The organism is Nesterenkonia halophila (assembly GCF_009467795.1).
GTDB classification, from domain to species: domain Bacteria; phylum Actinomycetota; class Actinomycetes; order Actinomycetales; family Micrococcaceae; genus Nesterenkonia; species Nesterenkonia halobia.
Window position 1 is genome coordinate 1 of the sequence record NZ_WIAX01000004.1, and the last position, 18,620, is coordinate 18,620.

General features: G+C 70.6%; 15 protein-coding genes and 1 pseudogene. 8 read left to right on the forward strand and 8 right to left on the reverse strand.

Features of this window, described 5'->3' with window-relative positions; genetic code table 11:
* Positions 1-236 (forward strand): annotated as a pseudogene (locus GCL72_RS09665) (hypothetical protein); the annotation flags it as partial.
* On the opposite strand, the gene GCL72_RS01980 reads toward GCL72_RS09665, so the two are convergent.
* From GCL72_RS01980 to GCL72_RS01995, 4 genes are all read right to left on the reverse strand, one after another.
* On the reverse strand, positions 184-1,554 hold the full coding sequence (locus GCL72_RS01980) for a glycoside hydrolase family 32 protein (protein WP_153143043.1): 1,371 nt from the start codon (positions 1,552-1,554) through the stop codon (positions 184-186). The pseudogene GCL72_RS09665 and the gene GCL72_RS01980 overlap by 53 nt on opposite strands.
* Positions 1,555-1,597: 43 nt before the next feature.
* Positions 1,598-2,380 (reverse strand): carbohydrate ABC transporter permease, encoded by a 783-nt coding sequence (locus GCL72_RS01985; RefSeq protein ID WP_246160973.1) that lies wholly within the window; start codon positions 2,378-2,380, stop codon positions 1,598-1,600.
* A gap of 187 nt (positions 2,381-2,567) precedes the next feature.
* A complete protein-coding gene (locus GCL72_RS01990) occupies positions 2,568-3,536 on the reverse strand; it encodes a carbohydrate ABC transporter permease (protein ID WP_153143045.1) in 969 nt (322 codons plus the stop codon).
* On the reverse strand, positions 3,533-4,945 hold the full coding sequence (locus GCL72_RS01995) for an extracellular solute-binding protein (RefSeq protein ID WP_153143046.1): 1,413 nt from the start codon (positions 4,943-4,945) through the stop codon (positions 3,533-3,535). The genes GCL72_RS01990 and GCL72_RS01995 overlap by 4 nt, the downstream gene beginning before the upstream one ends.
* A gap of 335 nt (positions 4,946-5,280) precedes the next feature.
* Here GCL72_RS01995 and glyA point away from each other — a divergent pair, with 335 nt between their 5' ends.
* The 3 genes from glyA to GCL72_RS02010 all read left to right on the forward strand — a co-directional run bounded on the left by glyA (position 5,281) and on the right by GCL72_RS02010 (position 8,796).
* A complete protein-coding gene (gene glyA, locus GCL72_RS02000) occupies positions 5,281-6,600 on the forward strand; it encodes a serine hydroxymethyltransferase (protein ID WP_153143047.1) in 1,320 nt (439 codons plus the stop codon).
* A gap of 11 nt (positions 6,601-6,611) precedes the next feature.
* A complete protein-coding gene (locus tag GCL72_RS02005) occupies positions 6,612-7,499 on the forward strand; it encodes a bifunctional methylenetetrahydrofolate dehydrogenase/methenyltetrahydrofolate cyclohydrolase (protein ID WP_153143126.1) in 888 nt (295 codons plus the stop codon).
* A gap of 259 nt (positions 7,500-7,758) precedes the next feature.
* Positions 7,759-8,796, forward strand: coding sequence for a 1-aminocyclopropane-1-carboxylate deaminase (locus tag GCL72_RS02010; RefSeq protein WP_153143048.1), 1,038 nt, complete (start codon positions 7,759-7,761; stop codon positions 8,794-8,796).
* Between the two features lie 57 nt (positions 8,797-8,853).
* Here the strand turns inward: GCL72_RS02010 and GCL72_RS02015 are convergent, their stop codons facing one another.
* Positions 8,854-10,647 carry an ABC transporter permease gene (locus GCL72_RS02015; protein WP_153143049.1) on the reverse strand — a complete coding sequence of 598 codons (1,794 nt, stop codon included), beginning with the start codon at positions 10,645-10,647 and terminating at the stop codon, positions 8,854-8,856.
* A complete protein-coding gene (locus GCL72_RS02020; protein ID WP_246160966.1) occupies positions 10,640-11,683 on the reverse strand; it encodes an ABC transporter ATP-binding protein in 1,044 nt (347 codons plus the stop codon). The genes GCL72_RS02015 and GCL72_RS02020 overlap by 8 nt, the downstream gene beginning before the upstream one ends.
* Positions 11,684-11,926: 243 nt before the next feature.
* Between GCL72_RS02020 and GCL72_RS09745 the strand changes: the two genes are divergently transcribed.
* The 3 genes from GCL72_RS09745 to GCL72_RS02035 all read left to right on the forward strand — a co-directional run bounded on the left by GCL72_RS09745 (position 11,927) and on the right by GCL72_RS02035 (position 15,057).
* Positions 11,927-13,030, forward strand: a complete 1,104-nt coding sequence (locus GCL72_RS09745; protein ID WP_211364942.1) for an ABC transporter ATP-binding protein — start codon at positions 11,927-11,929, stop codon at positions 13,028-13,030.
* A complete protein-coding gene (locus tag GCL72_RS02030; RefSeq protein WP_153143050.1) occupies positions 13,027-14,334 on the forward strand; it encodes an ABC transporter permease in 1,308 nt (435 codons plus the stop codon). Before GCL72_RS09745 ends, GCL72_RS02030 begins: the two co-directional genes overlap by 4 nt.
* A 159-nt stretch (positions 14,335-14,493) precedes the next feature.
* Positions 14,494-15,057 (forward strand): hypothetical protein, encoded by a 564-nt coding sequence (locus tag GCL72_RS02035; RefSeq protein WP_153143051.1) that lies wholly within the window; start codon positions 14,494-14,496, stop codon positions 15,055-15,057.
* A gap of 123 nt (positions 15,058-15,180) precedes the next feature.
* Here GCL72_RS02035 and GCL72_RS02040 read toward each other — a convergent pair whose 3' ends face one another.
* On the reverse strand, positions 15,181-16,203 hold the full coding sequence (locus GCL72_RS02040; RefSeq protein WP_153143052.1) for an LLM class flavin-dependent oxidoreductase: 1,023 nt from the start codon (positions 16,201-16,203) through the stop codon (positions 15,181-15,183).
* Between the two features lie 161 nt (positions 16,204-16,364).
* Between GCL72_RS02040 and GCL72_RS02045 the strand changes: the two genes are divergently transcribed.
* Positions 16,365-17,798, forward strand: a complete 1,434-nt coding sequence (locus GCL72_RS02045; protein ID WP_153143053.1) for an aminobutyraldehyde dehydrogenase — start codon at positions 16,365-16,367, stop codon at positions 17,796-17,798.
* An 18-nt stretch (positions 17,799-17,816) separates the two neighbouring features.
* Here GCL72_RS02045 and GCL72_RS02050 read toward each other — a convergent pair whose 3' ends face one another.
* Entirely contained in the window at positions 17,817-18,551 is a 735-nt protein-coding gene (locus tag GCL72_RS02050; protein WP_153143054.1) for a TetR/AcrR family transcriptional regulator, read from the reverse strand.
* Positions 18,552-18,620 lie beyond the last annotated feature (69 nt).

Below are 18,620 nucleotides of genomic sequence, written 5' to 3' on the forward strand. Positions count from 1 at the left end.
GCGTCGACGACCAGGCGCATGTCGCCTCGTGCGTGGTGCCGGCGCTGACTTCGGTGGCGCTGCCGCACCGCGGGATCGGTGCTCGGGCCATGGAGATCCTGCTGCATCAGGTGCCGGGCGTCGCCGTCGAGGCGAAGGCCGCCGGGCCCCCGGCCCCCGGCGACGTCGGCGCCGCGGAGCTGATCAGCACGGAGCTGATGGTGCGGGACTCCACTGCCGCAGCTCCCACCAGGTGACGGTGGCCTCCTCCTCGGCCTCCAGCCGCCAGAGCTGTCCGCCGTGCGGTTCGACGCGGAGCGTGCAGGGGGCGTCGTCCGGTCGATAGATCTCCACGATGGAGTGGTCGATGACCAGCCGTTCAGCCCGTCCGGAGAAGGTGGTCTCGAGAGGCTCGCCGTGCTCGTCGAGCATGATCAGTCGGACGGATGCTCCGCCGGGCGTGTCAGCCTCGACGAGGGCATCGCATGCCGGGGGCAGCTCCATGGCCGGGGACGTGCCGGCGCCGATCCTGTGTCGGAGGGCCTCGCCGGCCCGCCAGCCCTCGCACTCCGGCGCCGGGGTGCTGATCAGCCGTCCGTCGCGGAGGAACAGTTCGCGCGGCCAGGTCAGCAGGCCGGCCCAGCCGGCGGCATCCGACGCCTCCTGCGAGCGCTCCTCCCGAGCCCAGCCGACCAGCAGGGCTCGGTCGTCGTGGACCAGAACCTGCGGTGCATAGAACGAGTCGCCGTCGTCGACGGCCGCCGTGCTGCGCACCGTCGGTCGTGGCATGGGGTCGTCGCTCGTGGGTTCAGCCACGTCGAGCAGCAGCGCCCGGGTGCTGTTGCGCACGGTGAGGCCGTCCTCGTCCGAGTGCCAGCGGCAGATGATCAGCGCCCAGCATCCGGCGTCCTCGAACGGCACCAGCTGCGGGCACTCCCAGATCTCGGCGTCGACGTCGGCGGGCGTCTCGGAGGAATCGAGCCATATCCCGCAGTAGGTCCAGTGCCAGAGGTCGGCGGCGTCGTAGAGCAGCACTGCGGCCCGGCCGTCGGCCAGGCCCGCGCCCTGCAGCGCCCAGCGGCGTCCTCCGATGGTCAGCAAGAAGGGGTCGCGGACAGCCGTGACTCGTTCGTCGTCGGGCATGTCGGCCGCGACGTGACGATCCGGCCCCCACCGGCGCAGGTCCGAGGATCCGCGGACCAGCGTCACGCGGGACGATCCGTCGAACTGCTGCACACCGCTGTAGACCGCCACGGGCTCCTCGCCGTCGAAGCCCATGACTCCCGACCAGCAGCCGGCGCGGTCCGGTCCCTCCTCGGGCGGGGCGAGGGCGACCGGTTCCTCCGTCCAGGCCACCAGGTCCGGGGAGGAGAGATGGCCCCAGTGGACATTCCGATGCTGCGCCGAGTCCGGGTTGTACTGGAAGAAGACGTGCCAGACGCCGTCGACGCGGCAGAGTCCGTTGGGATCATTCAGCCACCCCGAGGTCGGGCGGGGATGTGCGATGGGGAACGCCGGGTCCGTGGACGATCGGAGGGTCGCCGCGGGCGAGTCGTGGGCGGAGGAGGTGGTCATGGGGTCCTTTCAGGAAGTCGGAGCGGGGAATCGGGGCTGGGGACTATTTGCCGGCGCCGGCGGTGAGCCCCTCGCGGAGGTAGCGCTGGCCGAAGAGGAAGACGATCAGCGCCGGGATCATCGAGAGGATCACTCCGGCGAGCACCACGGAGATGCTGCCCGTGCCCAGGTTCCCCTGCAGCGAGACCAGCCCCAGCGGGAGGGTGAAGTTCTCCTGGGAGCTGGTCAGCACCAGCGGTCGGAAGAACTCGTTCCAGTGGTAGTTGAACGCCAGGATGCCGACGATCGCCATCCCCGGGGCGGCCAGCGGCAGGTAGACCGAGAAGAAGATCCGCCACGGCCCCGCGCCGTCCAGCGAGGCGGCCTCGGCATAGTCGCCGGGCAGGTTCAGGAAGTGCTGGCGCATCAGGAAGGTCCCGAAGGCGGTGGGCACCGCCGGGATGATCAGCGCCAGCAGAGTGTCCGCCAGGCCCATGCCGCGGATGAGCATGAACACCGGCACGATGGTGACCTGCACCGGGATCATCATCGTGGCCAGCACCAGGGCGAAGAGCAGCCCGGAGCCGCGGAAGGGCAGGCGGGCGAAGACGTAGCCGGCCATCGCGGCAGTGATCATCTGGCCGCCGGCGATCAGCGCGGTGACCAGCGCGGAGTTGGTCACCAGGCGGATGACGTCGATCTGTGCGAACACCTCCGTGTATGCCGTGAGGTCCGGGCTCAGCGGCAGGAAATGCGGCGGTAGGTCGAAGGACTCGGCCGGGGCCCGCAGCGAGGTGGAGAGCGTCCACATCACCGGCCCGAGCACCATCAGCGCCGCCAGGCCCATGAAGAGCAGCGCCGCGGCGCGCGACGGCGAGGGCAGGCGGAGCCGACGACGTCGGCGCGTCGGCGGGCGGCGGGCGGGGGAGGCCGGGGCGGACTCGGAGGCGGCGCGCGGGGCCGCCTGCTCGGAAGTGGACGGGAGAGTGGTCATGACAGGCTCCTCTCGATGGAGAGTCGGCGGGCGGGACGCCTCACTGGTAGAAGACGAAGCGGCGGGAGAGCCGGAACTGGATCCAGGTGATGAGCATGATCAGGGCCATCAGGACCAGACCTGCGGCCGAGGCGAGGCCGAACTCGAGACGCTGGAACGCGGCTTCGAAGACGACCATCACTGCCGAGCGGGTGGAGTCGCCCGGGCCTCCGCGAGTCAGCACGTAGGGCTGATCGAAGACCTGCAGGGCGGTGATCATCGCGGTGACCGAGGCGACCAGCAGCGAGGGCGAGATCAGCGGCAGGGTGACGTTCTTGAAGGCCTTCCAGCCGCGGGCGCCGTCGATCTCTGCGGCCTCGTAGAGTTCTTGGGGCACGGCGGCGATGCCGCCGAGCAGGATGAGGAAGGAGAATCCGAAGTTCTGCCAGACGAAGACGAAGATGACCACCGCGGCGGCTCCGGTCGAGGTGGTCAGCCAGGGCACCTGGGCGATGCCCACAGTGCCGAGCAGCCAGTTCACGACGCCGAACTGTTCGTTGAACATGTAGCGCATGAAGATCGAGACGCTGGCCGCGGAGAGCACCAGGGGGAAGAAGAACGTCGAACGGAAGAACAGTCGCAGCCAGACCGGCATGCGTGACTGCACCATCACCGCGAGGAACACCGCCAGGGCGAGCTGCAGCACCACGGCGACGACGACGAAGACGATGGTGTTCAGGAAAGCCGTGCGCACGGTGGCGTCGGCGCCCAGTGCGATGAAGTTGTCCAGCCCGGCGAACTCCGGGGCGGTGATCAGGTCCCACTCGAAGAACGCCAGCGCCAGTGATCCCACGATCGGCAGCAGGGTGAAGATGCCCATGCCCAGCACGGTCGGGGCCAGCAGCAGGATGATGACCCAGCGCTCGGAGCGGCGGCTCCTCCGCGCTCGGGTGTGTGACGGGGAGTCTTCGGCGGAGGGACGCGAGGCGGGGCGGGATGTGCTGCGGGTCGGTGCGGTGTCGATGCTCATGCTGCCTTCTCCATCGCTGCGGTGAGTTCACGATCGAGCCGCTCGAGGGCGGCGTCGAGCTGCGCCGGACCGCCGCCCATTCCGCTGGCGACGTTCCGGGCCAGGGCGTTCTCCACCTCCGCCTGCTGCGGCGGGGCGGGGATCGGGCCGGAGGTGGGGAACTGGTCGAGGGTGTCGTAGAAGACCTTCCAGTTGTGCGGTCCGGTCTCGCTGTAGAAGGCGTCGTCGACCATGGAACGGCGGGTCGGCGTCGTCGACGGCGTCGGGAAGGCCGTCTCCATGGCCTCCTTGCGGGCGGTGAAGGAGAGCCAGCGCCAGGCCTGCTCCTTGCGCGTCGACGAGCGGAGGATCGAATAGCCCGCCGTGCCGAACTGGTGGCGCTGTGTCCGCCACTGCGGGAAGTACTGCACGTCGAACGCGTCGGGGGACATGCCGGCTTCGTGCAGGCCCTGGGCCCAGTAGCCGCCGGCGGGAGTCGCGCCGATCCGCGAGGAGCCGAAGAGTCCGACCAGCGCATTCCCACCACCCTCCTCCGGACGGACGCTCAGGTCGTCGGCCACCCAGCCGCGGAGCCGCTCGAAGGTCTGGTGGACCCGGTCGGAGGAGACGTTGGAGCCGGTCCATCGGTAGCCGCCGCGGCGGGACGAGGTCTTCTCCGGCGTGTAGAAGGTGTCCCAGAGCCAGTCGCCGCCGTCGAACCGCTCCTCGGTGAGGATGCTGGTGTCATTGGCATAGAGCCAGGGCACGATGCCGCCGAAGAGCCGGTTGGTCCAGTAGTAGGGCACGAAGTTCGCGGCCGACTGCGCCTGCATGGTGCGCAGCATCTCCTCGAACTCGTCGACGCCCCAGTCCGGCGCGGGGAAGTCCAGGCCGGCCTGCTGCAGCGCGTTCCGATTGAGGTACATGTTCGCCGCGTTGAAGTCCAGCGGCAGCGCGTAGAGGCTGCCCTGGTACATGAAGGCCTCCACCAGCGCGGGGTGGACGTCCTGGAAGTAGTCGACCATCTGCGGAGCCTCGGAGGTGATCCACTCGTCGAGCGGCTCGGCGAGCCGCTCGGCGAAGAGCTGGGCGCCCTCGGTCGCGAGGTACACCACGTCCGGGGCGGTGCCCGAGGCGACCATCGTGAGGATCTTGGTGAAGAACCCGCCCCAGTCGGCGGACTGGATGGCCTCGAACTGCACGGGGATGTCCGGGTTCTCCGCCATGAAGGCGTCCGCGAGGTCCTGTCGCGCGGCGGCATCCTGGGTGGTCCCCTGGATGGCGACGCGCAGCACGTCCTCGCCGCGGCCGGGGATGTCGGAGCCGGTCAGCCGCGGCCAGGCCGCGACCGTGGCGCCCGCGGCGGCGAGCCCGCCGGTGCCGAGCAGAGTTCGACGAGTGATGGACCTGGTGGTCGAGGGGTGGGGCATGAATCCTCCTAACACGTGTGAGGAAACCTACTGTGAGCCGCCACACATGTCAACGAGGTGGTGAACGGCCGAGAGGTCGGCGGGAGCGCGAGGAGTGCGTCCCGGGCGGGCCCGGCTCGTGCGGGGCGTCCGGTGTGCGGACATCATCGGAATTCGTCCGTCGCGCGGCGCCTCCGGCGTTAGACTGTCTGCGGACTGCGGCACCACGCTGGGCATCATGCCCACCGGCGTGGATCCGGGAGCGGGCTCGGCGCGCGGCCTCGGCGAGGCGCGCGGGGGTCCGCGGCGTCGTGCCGCCGTCGCCCCCTGACCTTCCCAGCGAGGAGACCGCGTCGATGACTGCAGCTGAGCCCACCCTCAACGTCAACACCGCGCCCCTGTCCGACGTCGACCCGGAGATCGCCCAGGCGATAGACGCCGAGCTCGGCCGCCAGCGCGGGACCCTGGAGATGATCGCCTCCGAGAACTTCGTGCCGCGAGCGGTCCTCGAGGCCCAGGGATCGGTGCTGACCAACAAGTACGCCGAGGGATATCCGGGTCGCCGGTACTACGGCGGCTGCGAGTTCGTCGACGTCGCCGAGAACCTGGCCCTCGACCGGGTCAAAGAGCTCTTCGGCGCCGAGTACGCCAACGTCCAGCCGCACGCCGGCGCCCAGGCCAACGTCGCGGTGATGACCGCCTTCCTCAAGCCCGGCGACAAGCTGATGGGCCTCTCGCTGGCCCACGGCGGCCACCTGACCCACGGCATGAAGCTGAACTACTCGGGCAAGTTCCACGAGGTCGCCGCCTACGAGGTCGACGCGGAGACCGGCATGATCGACATGGAGAGGGTGCGCGAGCAGGCGCTGGCCGAGCGGCCCGACATGATCGTCGCCGGCTGGTCGGCCTACCCGCGGCAGCTCGACTTCGCCGCCTTCCGCGAGATCGCCGACGAGGTCGGAGCGATCCTCTGGGTGGACATGGCCCACTTCGCCGGACTCGTCGCCGCCGGCCTGCACCCGAACCCGGTGCCCTATGCCGACGTGGTGACCTCCACTGTGCACAAGACGCTGGCCGGGCCGCGCTCTGGGCTGATCCTGGCGAAGGAGGAGCACGCGAAGAAGCTCAACTCCGCGGTCTTCCCGGGTCAGCAGGGCGGGCCGCTGATGCACGCGATCGCCGCGAAGGCCATCGCCTTCAAGATCGCCGGCTCCGAGGCCTTCAAGCAGCGTCAGCGGCGCACCGTCGACGGCGCGAAGACCCTGGCCGAGCGCCTGACGTCCGACGACGTCACCGCCCACGGGGTCTCGGTGCTCACCGGCGGCACCGATGTGCACCTGGTGCTGGTCGACCTGCGCGACTCCTCGCTGGACGGCAAGCAGGCCGAAGACCTGCTCCATTCGATCGGCATCACCGTCAACCGCAACGCGGTCCCGAACGACCCGCGTCCGCCGATGGTCACCTCCGGGCTGCGCATCGGCACCCCGGCGCTGGCCTCCCGCGGCTTCGGCGACGCCGAGTTCCGCGAGGTCGCCGAGATCATCGCCGAAGTGCTCAAGACCGGCGCCGAGCACGCCGAGGACGGCGTCCCGGCCGCCGAGCTGTCGGCGCTCCGCACCCGCGTGGAGCAGCTGGCCGCCGACTTTCCGCTGTACGAGGGCCTGGAGGAGTGGTGATGGCCGAGCAGATCACACAGACGGCGCAGGTGCTGGACGGCCGCGCCACGGCGAAGGCGCTCAAGGAGGAGCTCACCGAGCGGGTCGCGGCGCTGAAGGAGCGCGGAGTCGTCCCCGGACTCGGCACGGTGCTGGTCGGGGCCGACCCGGCCTCGCAGACCTATGTGGCCGGCAAGCATCGCGACTGCGCCGAAGTGGGCATCCGCTCGATCCAGCGCGAGCTCGACGGCGACATCTCCGAGGAGGAGCTGCTCGCCGAGATCGCCGCGCTCAACGCCGACGACGCCTGCACCGGCTACATCGTCCAGCTGCCGCTGCCGGGTCACATCGACACCCAGCGCGTGCTGGAGGCCATGGACCCGGACAAGGACGCCGACGGCCTGCATCCGACGAATCTCGGGCGGCTGGTGGCCTCGGTGCGCGGCGAGCTGCAGTCCCCGCCGCCGTGCACTCCGCAGGGCTGCCTGGACCTGCTCGAGCGCCACGGCCTCGACCTCGACGGCAAGCACGTCGTCGTCGTCGGCCGCGGGGTGACCATCGGTCGGCCGATCGGGCTGCTGCTCACCCGTCGTGAGGTGAACGCGACTGTGACGCTGTGCCACACCGGCACCCGCGACGTCGAGACGCACCTGGCCCAGGCCGACGTCGTCGTCGCCGCGGCCGGGGTGAAGCACATGGTCGACCCGCAGGTGCTCAAGCCCGGCGTGATCGTCCTCGACGTCGGCGTGACCCGCGAGGAGGATCCCGAGACCGGCAAGGCGACGATCTTCGGCGACGTCGCCCCCGGCATCGAGGATGTGGCCTCCTGGTACTCGCCGAACCCCGGGGGCGTGGGTCCGATGACCCGCGCGGAGCTGCTGGCCAACGTGGTCGAGTCGGCCGAACGGCAGGCCGGCTGACGCGCTGAGCGCCCGAGGTCCGCGGACCCCGACGATGGGCCCGGTCGAGAGCCCGAGAGGTTCTCGACCGGGCCGACGTCTGTTCACCGGCGCCGTCTCAGGGCGACGGCGCCGACCAGGCCCCTCGGAGCCGACCGAGGGCCGCGTCCGGCGCTCCGAGGAATGCCGGGGATCGCCTTGACAGGCGCGGCGCGCCCGCGTGGAATGACTCGACCCATATATCGCATATCGCCCCGCGCGGCGCACGGAGGAGTCCCCCATGGCCATCAGCGATTTCCCGCGTCACCCGCTCACCTTCGGGCCCAGCCCGGTCCATCCGCTGGATCGCCTCAGTCGTCGCCTCGGCGGCGCCTCCGTGTGGGCCAAGCGCGAGGACGTCAACTCCGGCCTGGCCTTCGGCGGCAACAAGACCCGGAAGCTGGAGTACCTCGTGCCCGACATCCTCGAGTCCGGAGCCGACACCCTGGTCTCCATCGGCGGACACCAGTCCAACCACACGCGGCAGGTGGCGGCGGTCGCCGCCCATCTGGGCCTTCGGGCGCGTCTGGTGCAGGAGCGCTGGGTGGACTGGGACCAGCCAGGCGACGAGACTGCCGGCAACATCCTGCTCTCCCGGATGATGGGTGCCGACGTGCGGCTGGATCCCTCCGGCTTCGACATCGGCATCCGGTCCAGCTGGCAGGAGGCGATCCAGGAGGTCGAGGCCGAGGGCGGGACGCCGTACCCCATCCCGGCCGGCGCCTCGGAGCATCGTCTGGGCGGTCTGGGGTTCGCCCGCTGGGCCGAGGAGGTCGCCGTGCAGGAGGAGGAGCTCGGCGTCTTCTTCGACACCATCCTCGTCTGCACGGTCACGGGCTCCACCCATGCCGGGATGATCGCCGGGTTCGCCGCGCTGGAGGATGCCGGCGGCCGTCCGCGCCGGGTCATCGGCATCGACGCCTCGGCCACGCCGGAGAAGACCCGTGACCAGGTCGAGCGGATCGCCCGGCACACGGCGGAGCTCATCGGCGTGCGACGCACGCTGCGCGACGACGAGATCACTGTGCTCCCCGGCTGGGCCGGTCGGCGCTACGGAGTGCCGGTGGCCTCCACCGTCGAGGCGATGCGGACGACGGCCGAGCTGGAGGGCGTGATCCTGGATCCGGTCTATGAGGGGAAGTCGATGGCCGGACTCATCGACCTGGTCGCCGACGGAGAGATCCCCCGCGACTCGACGGTGCTGTACGCCCATCTGGGCGGTCAGCCGGCGCTGAACGCCTACACGGGGATCTTCGACGATCCTGCGCTGCTGGACTGAATCCCCAAGCGCTGCACCCGGTCCTCGGCGAGGTGCACCGGGCGACCGCGTCGCCGCTCACCGCAGGAAGAGCCGACGCATCCGCCACGTCGCCACGGACAGCCCGACGACGACCATCACCACGTAGTACCCGATGTGCACCAGAGTCATCGCATCGCCGGTGCGGAAGGCGATGTCGCGCATCAGCTCGACGCCGTGCCAGAGCGGCATCGCCTGCACCAGCGCCTGCACGCCGGCGGGGTAGACGTCGATGGGGAAGAGGGTGGCGGAGAAGAGGAACATCGGCATCAGCACCATCATCATCCAGTCCATCTGCTGGAACCGGGTGAAGAACGAGGTCACCGCCATGCCGACCGCGGCGAAGCCCAGCGCGATGAACAGCGCGGTGACCCACATCAGCACCGCCGAGACGCCGTCGACCAGCCCGGCGCCGACGAGCACCGCCAGGAACCCGACCGAGTAGATCGCCCCGCGGAAGAGGGCCAGACCGATCTCGCCGAGGGCGACGTCGACCGGTCCGAGCGAGGTGGCCATCATCGTGCGGAAGAGCTTGGTGATCTTCAGCTTGAAGAACACGTTCCAGGTGGAGTCGAAGATCGCCCCGTTCATCGCCGAGACGGCCAGCAGCGCCGGGGCGATGAACGCCGCATAGCTGATCGTGCCGTCCTGCCCGACGCCGGCCTGCTCCGCCTCGATGCCCGAGATCATCGGACTGATCCCCAGCCCGAAGGAGGTCAGGAAGAGGATCGGCTCCAGGAAGCCGGAGACGAACAGCACGCCGCGGTTGTTCCGGATCGCCGAGAGCCCGCGGGCGAAGACCGCCCGGATGTTGCCCGAATACCAGCCGGCGCCCGCCCCGGTGCGGAACTGGGCGACCGGCGCCGGCCCCGCCGGCCCGTCGTCGTCGCGCGGCTCGGCCACCCGGGCCTCGCGGCGGGCGTCGGCCCGGGCGCCGGGGGTGCGGCCCCGCCACTCGGCGAGGCCGAGCCGACGGGTGAAGACGTGCACCGTCGCCCACCAGGCCAGCAGCGTGACCACCACGAGATAGCCGAGATGCGCGGCGATCATCGCCGGCGAGGTCGGCTGGTCGAAGCTGAGCACCCGGCCGAGCTCGTTGGCGTGCCAGATCGGCGAGATCCAGCCGATCGCCTGCAGCGGGCCCGGCAGGTTCTCCAGCGGGTAGAACGTCCCGGAGAAGAGGAACAGCGGCATGATCACGAAGCGCTGGATCAGCGCGCCGTGGCCCTTCTCCTCGCGCAGCATGGAGATGTAGGCCATGATCGGCACGCCCAGCGCCAGGCCGCCCAGCGTCGCGGTGAGGATCTGCAGCCAGACCAGCGGCGACGACGTCGCGCCGACGAGCACCAGCACGCCGGTGAAGACGGCGGAATGGAAGAGGAAGCGCACGCAGACCGCGAGGATGTGGCCGGACGCGATCTGCCCCGGCGTCAGCGGAGCGGCCTGGGCCCCGTAGTAGAGCCGGCGCCAGGTGAAGCCCTCCAGCACCGGGAAGGCGAACTCGATGCCGGCGGTCATCGCCACAGTCGCGGCGAGCACGCCGGGGCCGATGTACATCAGGTACGACTCCGCGCCGAGCTCCGCGACCGCGGGGGCGTCGCCGACGAGCAGGCCCAGCCCCAGGCCCATGGCCAGGATGTACATCAGCGGCTCGGCGACGGAACTGGTGACGATGACCCCGGCGTAGGCGCGCATGCTGCGCAGCGTCCGCTCGGCCTGGTGCAGCGCGCCGAACCGGCGGGTGCGACGGGTCAGCCGGTCCTTGTCGGCGGTCGGAGAGTCAGGCGCGGCGACGCCGGCGGCCGGGGCGCCCTCGGGACTGGCGTCACTCAACGAGGCTCCTGCCGGTCAGCCGCAGGAAGACGTCCTCGAGCGAGGAGCGGCGCACCAGCGAGGTCATCGGGCGCAGTCCGGCGGTGTGGACGGCCTCCAGTGCGGACTCGGCGGCGTCGGCGTAGACCAGCAGCCGGTCGGGGAGGATCTCGACGTGGCTGTAGCCCAGCGGCTCGGCGCGCGGGGCGAGCAGCGTGTCCAGCTGCTCGGCGAGCTCGGCGTTGCGGTCCATCCCGAAGCGCAGCTCCAGCACCTCGCGGGTGGAGTGGGCGCGGATGAGCTCGGACGGGCTGCCCTCGGCCATGATGCGGCCCTGGTCGACGACGATGAGCCGGTCGCAGAGCTGCTCGGCCTCGTCCATGTGGTGGGTGGTCAGCACCAGCGTGGTGCCCCGCTCCTTCAATCGGAAGAGCCGGTCCCACAGGATGTGCCGTGCCTGCGGGTCGAGGCCGGTGGTCGGCTCGTCGAGCAGCAGGATCTCCGGATCGTTGACCAGGGCGCGCGCGATGGTCAGCCGGCGCTTCATCCCGCCGGAGAGATCCTCCACCCGGGATCCGGCCTTGGCGGTGAGCTGGGCGAACTCGAGCAGCTCGGCGGTCTTGGCGCGCAGCCAGCGCCGGGGCAGGCCGAAGTAGCGGCCGTACATGATGATGTTCTCGCGGACGCTGAGCTCCTCGTCCAGGTTGTCCTGCTGCGGGATCACGCCGAGTCGGGCGCGCACCGCCGGACCCTGCCGCTCGGGGTCCAGGCCGGCGACCCGCATCGTGCCGGAGGTGCGGGCGGCGACGGCGGCGATCATCCGCATCGCCGTCGACTTGCCGGCACCGTTCGGCCCCAGCAGTCCGAAGGACTCGCCGCGGGCGACGCGGAAGTCGATCCCGTCGACGGCGGTGAAGGTCCCGTACTGCTTGGTCAGCGCCGTCGCGACGATCGCCGCGTCCTCGGCAGCATCTGATCCGTCCGCGGGCCCGGCAGGGGCGGCCGCGGAGCGCGGATCGGCTGCGGACGCACCGGAGGTGCGGAGAGGGCGGGGCATGCCCGGCAGTCTACGGCGGCGACGGCGGCGTGACCAGGGTCATGCCACAGGATTCCGGGCGGCGAGCCGCCTGTTCGCGCCCGTCGTCGTGCGTCGGCGCCCCGGACTCGGGTCGGGGAGAGGTGTGCGGGAGAGATCATCCTCAGGGGCGATGGATCGGAGCGCCTCATCCGGCAGGATGAGGGATGGATCGTGCTCCGCGCTCGCGGAGCCCTCGGCACGTTCACGAAAGGACGCCCCACCATGTCCGTTCCAGTTCTCGAGACGGAGAACCTGGTGAAGGTCTACGGGCGCGGAGCAGCACGCTTCGACGCCCTGAAGGGCCTGACTTTCGAGATCCACGACGGCGAATCCGTCGCCGTGGTAGGGAAGTCAGGCTCGGGCAAGTCGACCCTCATGCACCTGCTCGCCCTGCTCGACCGTCCGACCTCCGGCGTCGTCGCGCTCGGCGGCGAGCCGGTCTCGGAGCTGAAGCCGCGGCGCGTCTCGCAGCTGCGCAACGCTTCCTTCGGATTCGTCTTCCAGCAGTTCTTCCTCAATGCCAACCAGACCGTGCTGGAGAATGTCACCCTGCCGCTGAAGATCACCGGCATGTCGCGCGGGGACCGCCACCGGCGGGGCATGGAGGTGCTCGAGCAGCTGGAGATCGCCGAGAAGGCCAAGAACAAGGCCAAAGACCTCTCCGGCGGCCAGAAGCAGCGCGTCTGCATCGCCCGCGCCCTGGTGAACCGCCCGTCGGTGATCTTCGCCGACGAGCCCACCGGCAACCTCGACTCGGCCACCAGCGAGGTCGTCGAGGACATCCTGTTCGACCTCCACCGCGACCACGGCATCACCCTGGTCGTCGTCACCCATGACGAGGATCTGGCCGCCCGCTGCGAGCGGCGGCTGAAGATGCAGGACGGCGAGATCGTCGCCGAGGAGCACGGCGTGCTCGCCGACCGGCATATCGACACCACCTTCGACCCGGACCAGCTCGGCGTCGATCCCGACGAGCCGCTCGGGCGGAGCCGCACGGCGGCCGCGCAGGATGCCGCGGACGCTGACACGGTGACGGACGAGGCGGTGGACGAGGAGCAGGACGAGGACGGCTCGCCCCTGCGCCGCGGCCGCCGTCGGGCCTCGCGTGCCCGGGACCGTGCGCGGGACACCTTCCGCGACCGCGTGCGCGGCCGGGCTCGCACCGAAGGGGCCGCCGTCGAAGACTCCGGGGACCCCGAGGGATCCGGGGCGCCGGACTCCGCGGAGACCGCCGGGGCCGGCGGCGCCGACGATGACCAGCCGGCCGACGAGGTGTCGCAGCCCCGACGCCGCGGCCGCGACACAGATGAGGAGGGAACGGCATGAGGGCCGTCGACGTCGCCGGGACCGCACTGTCCAACACCATGCGGTCCAAGATGCGCACCTTCCTGACGGTGATCGCCATCGTCATCGGTGCCTTCACGCTGACCCTGACCTCCGGCATCGGCGCCGGCATCAACCGCTACGTCGACGACATGGTCGCCGGCTTCGGCGAGACCGACGAGATGTACGTGATGCCCGGCGCCGACCAGCAGGCGATGGGCGAGGGCCAGGCCGGGCCCCAGGAGTACGACGCCGGCGAGGCCGGCGGGCCCTCCGGCAGCTACGGACAGTCCATGCTCAGCAAGGAGGACGTCGAGTCCATCTCCGAGCTCGACGGCGTCACCGCCGTCGACCCGATCGTCTTCGTCTCTCCGGAGTACCTCGAGATCTCCGACGGCACCCAGTACGCGCTGGACGGACTCGGCACGCCGGCCGACGCTCCCGCCATGGAGCTCGCCGCCGGCGAGACCCCTGACCCGGAGGCCGACGAGATCACCGTGCCGCGGTCCTGGCTGACCGCCTTCGACGAGGGCGCCGAGGACGCCGAGGAAGCCGACCCGCAGGCGGCGATCGGCGAGACCGTCGATGTCGGCGTGCGCGACATGGCCCAGGAGGTCCAGACCGTGGAGGTCACCGTCGTCGGCGTCTCCGAGGAGGACCTCGCCGGCATCGGCAGCTCGCCGATGCCCTCGCAGGCGCTGCACGAGGAGCTCCACGAGCTGCAGAGCTCCGGAGCCCAGGTCGAGCAGGAGGAGAGCTACGCCCAGGCCGTGGTCCAGGTCGAGGACCTCGCCGCCCAGGAGGACGAGCTGAAGTCCGAGCTCGCCGACGAGGGGCTGATGGGGATGACCCTGGACGACATGCTCGGCGTGGTCCGCGGCATCATCAACACTGTCACGTGGGTGCTCAGCGGCTTCGCGCTCATCGCGCTGTTGGCGGCCAGCTTCGGCATCGTCAACACGCTGCTGATGTCGGTGCAGGAGCGCACCCGCGAGATCGGCCTGATGAAGGCGCTCGGGATGAGCCGCGGGCGGGTCTTCGGCCTGTTCTCCATGGAGGCGGTGATGATCGGGGTGATGGGCTCGGTGATCGGCGTCGGCCTCGGCGCGGGCGTCGGGCTGGCGGCGAACGCCGCGCTGGTCAGCGGCCCGTTGAGCAATGTCGCCGGACTGACGCTCTTCGCCCTCGATCCGGTCTCGTTGATCGCCATCATCGCGCTGATCCTGGTCATCGCCTTCCTCGCCGGCACGCTGCCGGCGGCGCGGGCGGCGCAGAAGAACCCGATCGACGCGCTGCGCTACGAGTGAGCGCGCTGCGCGACGACGCCCGGGCCGAGGCGGTCCGGGCGTCGTCGTGCCTCGGCATGCTGTGCGGATCCCGACCCCGCCGGACGCGCCGACATCGAATCTGGTGATCAGCCTGGGTCGGACGGTAGATTCGAGACAGTACAATCTGGAGGAGGAACCATGACACAGCCACCTGAGGGAGGGCCGCAGCAGGGCCCGCGATTCGGCACCGACCCCTACGACCCGTCCGCCGTCGGCGGACCGATGGCCGAGCCGAGGAAGTTCAGCCGACTCAAGCAGCTGACGCTGCTCAGCCTGGCGATCTTCGTCGTGGGCACAGTCCTCTCGATGATCCCGATGTTCACCGGTCAGACCCGCGAGCAGACTGCGGAACAGTTCGACACGATGGGCATGCAGTATACCGACGCCGACCTCGACGGCGCCGTCGCCGGCAGCATCACCTTCACGGCAGCTGTCCTGGTGGTCGGGCTGATCGTGTATCTGCTGATCTACTTCGGTCTGGTCAAGACCAAGAACTGGGCCCGTGTGCTCGGCATCGTCTTCGCCATCCTCGGCACCCTCATGATGCTGTTCGTCGGAGCGTCCGGGCTGCTGGATCCGACCGGGCTGAACCTGCTGCTGATGCTGCTGGGGCTGATCGGGGCCGTGGTCGGCATCTTCTGGCTGGTCACCGCATTCAACGGGCACGTCAAGGCGTACCTGACGCAGAACGTGCAGAGCTGATCCGATAGCGGTCTGCCGGGGTGCGGCGTCCGCCCGACGCCCCGGAGCCACGACGACGGCCCGTCCACCGCACTGGTGGGCGGGCCGTCGTCGTTCCCGGGGCGAGGCGTCGTCGGGCCGAGCTCAGCGCCAGCCGAGCCCCGGGGCGACGTGGGTGATGATCGACTCCAGCAGATGAGCGTTGTAGTCGACGCCGAGCTGGTTCGGCACGGTGATCAGCAGCGTGTCGGCCTCGGCGATCGCCTCGTCGCGGGCGAGCTCCTCGATGAGCTGGTCGGGCTCGCCGATGTAGGACCGGCCGAAGATCGCCCGGGTGGTCTCGTCGAGCATCCCCACCTGATCCTGGGCGTCCCGCTGTCCCAGGAAGTAGGCCCGGTCGCGCCGATCGGTCAGCGCGATGATCGACCGTGAGACCGACACCCGCGGGGTGAAGCCATGGTCATGGGCGGCCCATTCCTCGCGGAAGCCGCGGATCTGCGCGGCCTGCTGGACGTGGAAGGGCTGGCCGGTCTCATCGTCCTTCAGCGTCGAGCTCATCAGGTTCATCCCCTGAGCGGCGGCCCAGCGGGCTGTGGCGTCGGAGCCGGCGCCCCACCAGATGCGCTCGCGCAGTCCGGGGGAGTGCGGCTCCACGCGCAGGAGCCCGGGAGGATTGGGGAACATCGGCCGCGGATTCGGCTCGGCGAAGCCTGTGCCCTCCAATAGACGCAGCGTCTCCACCGTGTGCCGGCGAGCCATGTCGGCGTCGGACTCGTCCTCCGCCGGGCGGAAGCCGAAGTGTCGCCAGCCGTCGACGACCTGCTCGGGCGAGCCGCGGGAGATGCCCAGCTGCAGCCGCCCGTCGCTGATCAGGTCCGCCGCGCCGGCGTCCTCGGCGAAGTAGGCGGGGTTCTCGTAGCGCATGTCGATCACGCCGGTGCCCAGTTCGATGCGCTCGGTGCGCGCGCCGGCGGCGGCCAGCAGCGGGAAGGGGGAGGCCAGCTGGCGGGCGAAGTGATGCACACGGTAGGCGGCCTGGTCGACGCCGAGCTCCTCGGCGGCGACGGCCAGCTCCACCGACTGCTGCAGCGCCTCCTTCGCCGACTGCGTGCCCGAGTGCGGCGATGGAGTCCAGTGGCCGAAGGAGAGGAATCCGAGAGTCTTCACGTCAGCGGCAACCCCGGTGCGGAGGAGGCTATTCCGCCGGGCGGGTCGGCGGGCCGGCAGGTCGTTCGGCGCCGATGGCGACGGCGGCGTGTTGCGGATCACGTTCCCCGCCCCTAAAATGAATCCTGATCATTAAAACGACCGACGATCAGGAGGCCCCCATGACGGAGCGGCTGAAGAACTTCATCGACGGCGCGTTCGTCGACGTGCCGGGCGGCGGCGAGGTCCCGGTGGTGCACCCGGCCACGGGCGAGCAGGTCGCGGTCTCGCCGGTCACGGAGTCCGCCGGCGTCGACGCCGCGTTCTCCGCGGCGGAGGCGGCGTTCGGCGGATGGTCGACGACGACGCCGGGGGAGCGGCAGCGCTGCCTGCTGCGCCTGGCCGACGCCGTCGAGGCGGACGCCGACCGGCTCGTCGAGGCCCAGCATCGCAACACCGGACAGCCCAAGGCGATCATCGCCGAGGAGGAGGTGGCCGCCGGGGCGGACCAGCTCCGTTTCTTCGCCGGGGCCGCCCGGCTGCTCGAGGGGCGCGGCGCCGGAGAGTATATGGAGGGATTCACCTCCTATGTGCGCCGGGAGCCGCTGGGCGTCATCGCCCAGGTCGCCCCGTGGAACTTCCCGCTGATGATGGCGGTGTGGAAGCTCGGCCCGGCTCTTGCCGCGGGCAACACCGTGGTGCTCAAGCCGGCGGAGACGACGCCGGAGTCCACGCTGGTGCTCGCCGAGCTGATCGCCGAGATCTTCCCGGCCGGGGTGGTGAACATCGTCCTGGGCGACGGATCCACCGGTGAGCTGATGAGCCGGCATCCGGCGGCGGCGATGGTGGCGCTGACCGGCTCGGTGCGGGCAGGACGTGCTGTGGGTGCCGCGGCGGGCGAGGAGCTGAAGCGGTCGCATCTGGAGCTGGGCGGCAAGGCCCCGGCGGTGGTCTTCGCCGATGCGGACCTGCCCGCCGCGGCGAAGCAGCTGGTGGAGTTCGGCACCTTCAACGCCGGACAGGACTGCACGGCGGTGACGCGTGTGCTGGTCGAGGAGTCGGCCCATGACGAGCTGGTCGAGCATCTGGTCGCCGCCGCCGAGGCGACGGCCACCGGTCGGGCGGACGAGTCGCAGAACGACTTCGGGCCGCTGAACAACGCGCGGCACTTCGCCGCGGTGCGCGATCGGGTGGCCGCCGTCCCGGCGCATGCGACAGTGCGCACCGGCGGTCGGCCCGTCGAGGGGTCGGAGGGCTTCTTCTACGAGCCGACGATCATCACCGGCGTGGCCCAGGACGACGCGCTGGTCCAGGAGGAGACCTTCGGGCCGGTGCTGACCGTGCAGTCGTTCTCCGATGAGCACGAGGCGCTGCGGCTGGCCAACGGCGTCGACTACGCGCTGGCCTCGAGCGTGTGGACCGCCGATCACTCCACGGCGATGCGCGTCTCGCGGGGGCTGGACTTCGGGGCGGTCTGGGTCAACACCCATCTGTTGCTGGTGGCCGAGATGCCCCACGGCGGGTTCAAGGCCTCCGGGCACGGCAAGGACCTCTCGGTCTATTCGCTGGAGGAGTACACCCGGGTCAAGCACGTGATGCACGCGCTGGACGGCTGAGGCCCGCGGACCGGTGCGTCAGCGGGAGGGATCTCCTCGCTCGATGCGGCGGCGCAGTCCGTCGATCAGCGCGTCCAGTGTGAGCTCGAAGGCGTGGTCGGCCACCTCGCGGGCGTCGGATCCGCGGGCGGCCGCGGCCGCGGCGAATCGCGGGGCCAGGTCCGCCCGGTGGCCCGGGTCGAAGATGTCCGCCGGGGCCGAGGCGTCGTAGGCGGCGCCGAAGACCAGCGCCTCGACGCCGACGATCAGGTCCACAGCCTCCGCCCCCGGCACGCCGGCGTCCTCCAGGGCGCCGGTGACGCGCTCGTACATCTGCAGCGACTGCGGAGCGTCGGCCACGGGGAGGACCGCCATGATCGGGATGAGCGCGGTGTGGCGGATGTAGCAGTCCCGGTAGGAGCGCGCCCAGACGCGCAGCGCCTCCGGCCAGTCCAGCGTGTCGAAGCCGGTGCAGTCGATCTGTTCGTTGAGCCGGTCCTGGATGAGCACCAGCACGTCGCGCTTGGAGCTGACGTGGTTGTAGAGCGCAGATGTGGACACGCCCAGCTCGCGCGCCAGACCGGCCATGGTCAGGGAGCGGTAGTCCCGGGTGCTGACGATCCGGATCGCTGCGGCGGTGATCGTCGAGCGGGAGAGCACCGGCGAGGACGGTCGGCCGCGGCCGCGCGTGCTGCCGCCCTCCTCGCCGGAGGGCGCGCTCGGGCTCGAGCTCCGGGCGGCGGCGTCCGACGTCGGGTTCTGCTCCGAGCTCACGTGGTCGTCCTCCGGGGTCTGGTGAAGATGTCAGGCGATGATCCGCCGGGGTGTCCGGCGAAGCCGGGC

Coding starts and splice junctions, on each gene's coding strand:
- GCL72_RS01980 (WP_153143043.1), bottom strand. CDS start 1,554: ATGACCACCTCCTCCGCCCACGACTCGCCCGCGGCGACCCTCCGATCG.
- GCL72_RS01985 (WP_246160973.1), bottom strand. CDS start 2,380: ATGGGCCTGGCGGCGCTGATGGTGCTCGGGCCGGTGATGTGGACGCTC.
- GCL72_RS01990 (WP_153143045.1), bottom strand. CDS start 3,536: ATGAGCATCGACACCGCACCGACCCGCAGCACATCCCGCCCCGCCTCG.
- GCL72_RS01995 (WP_153143046.1), bottom strand. CDS start 4,945: ATGCCCCACCCCTCGACCACCAGGTCCATCACTCGTCGAACTCTGCTC.
- glyA (WP_153143047.1), top strand. CDS start 5,281: ATGACTGCAGCTGAGCCCACCCTCAACGTCAACACCGCGCCCCTGTCC.
- GCL72_RS02010 (WP_153143048.1), top strand. CDS start 7,759: ATGGCCATCAGCGATTTCCCGCGTCACCCGCTCACCTTCGGGCCCAGC.
- GCL72_RS02020 (WP_246160966.1), bottom strand. CDS start 11,683: ATGCCCCGCCCTCTCCGCACCTCCGGTGCGTCCGCAGCCGATCCGCGC.
- GCL72_RS09745 (WP_211364942.1), top strand. CDS start 11,927: ATGTCCGTTCCAGTTCTCGAGACGGAGAACCTGGTGAAGGTCTACGGG.
- GCL72_RS02030 (WP_153143050.1), top strand. CDS start 13,027: ATGAGGGCCGTCGACGTCGCCGGGACCGCACTGTCCAACACCATGCGG.
- GCL72_RS02035 (WP_153143051.1), top strand. CDS start 14,494: ATGACACAGCCACCTGAGGGAGGGCCGCAGCAGGGCCCGCGATTCGGC.
- GCL72_RS02045 (WP_153143053.1), top strand. CDS start 16,365: ATGACGGAGCGGCTGAAGAACTTCATCGACGGCGCGTTCGTCGACGTG.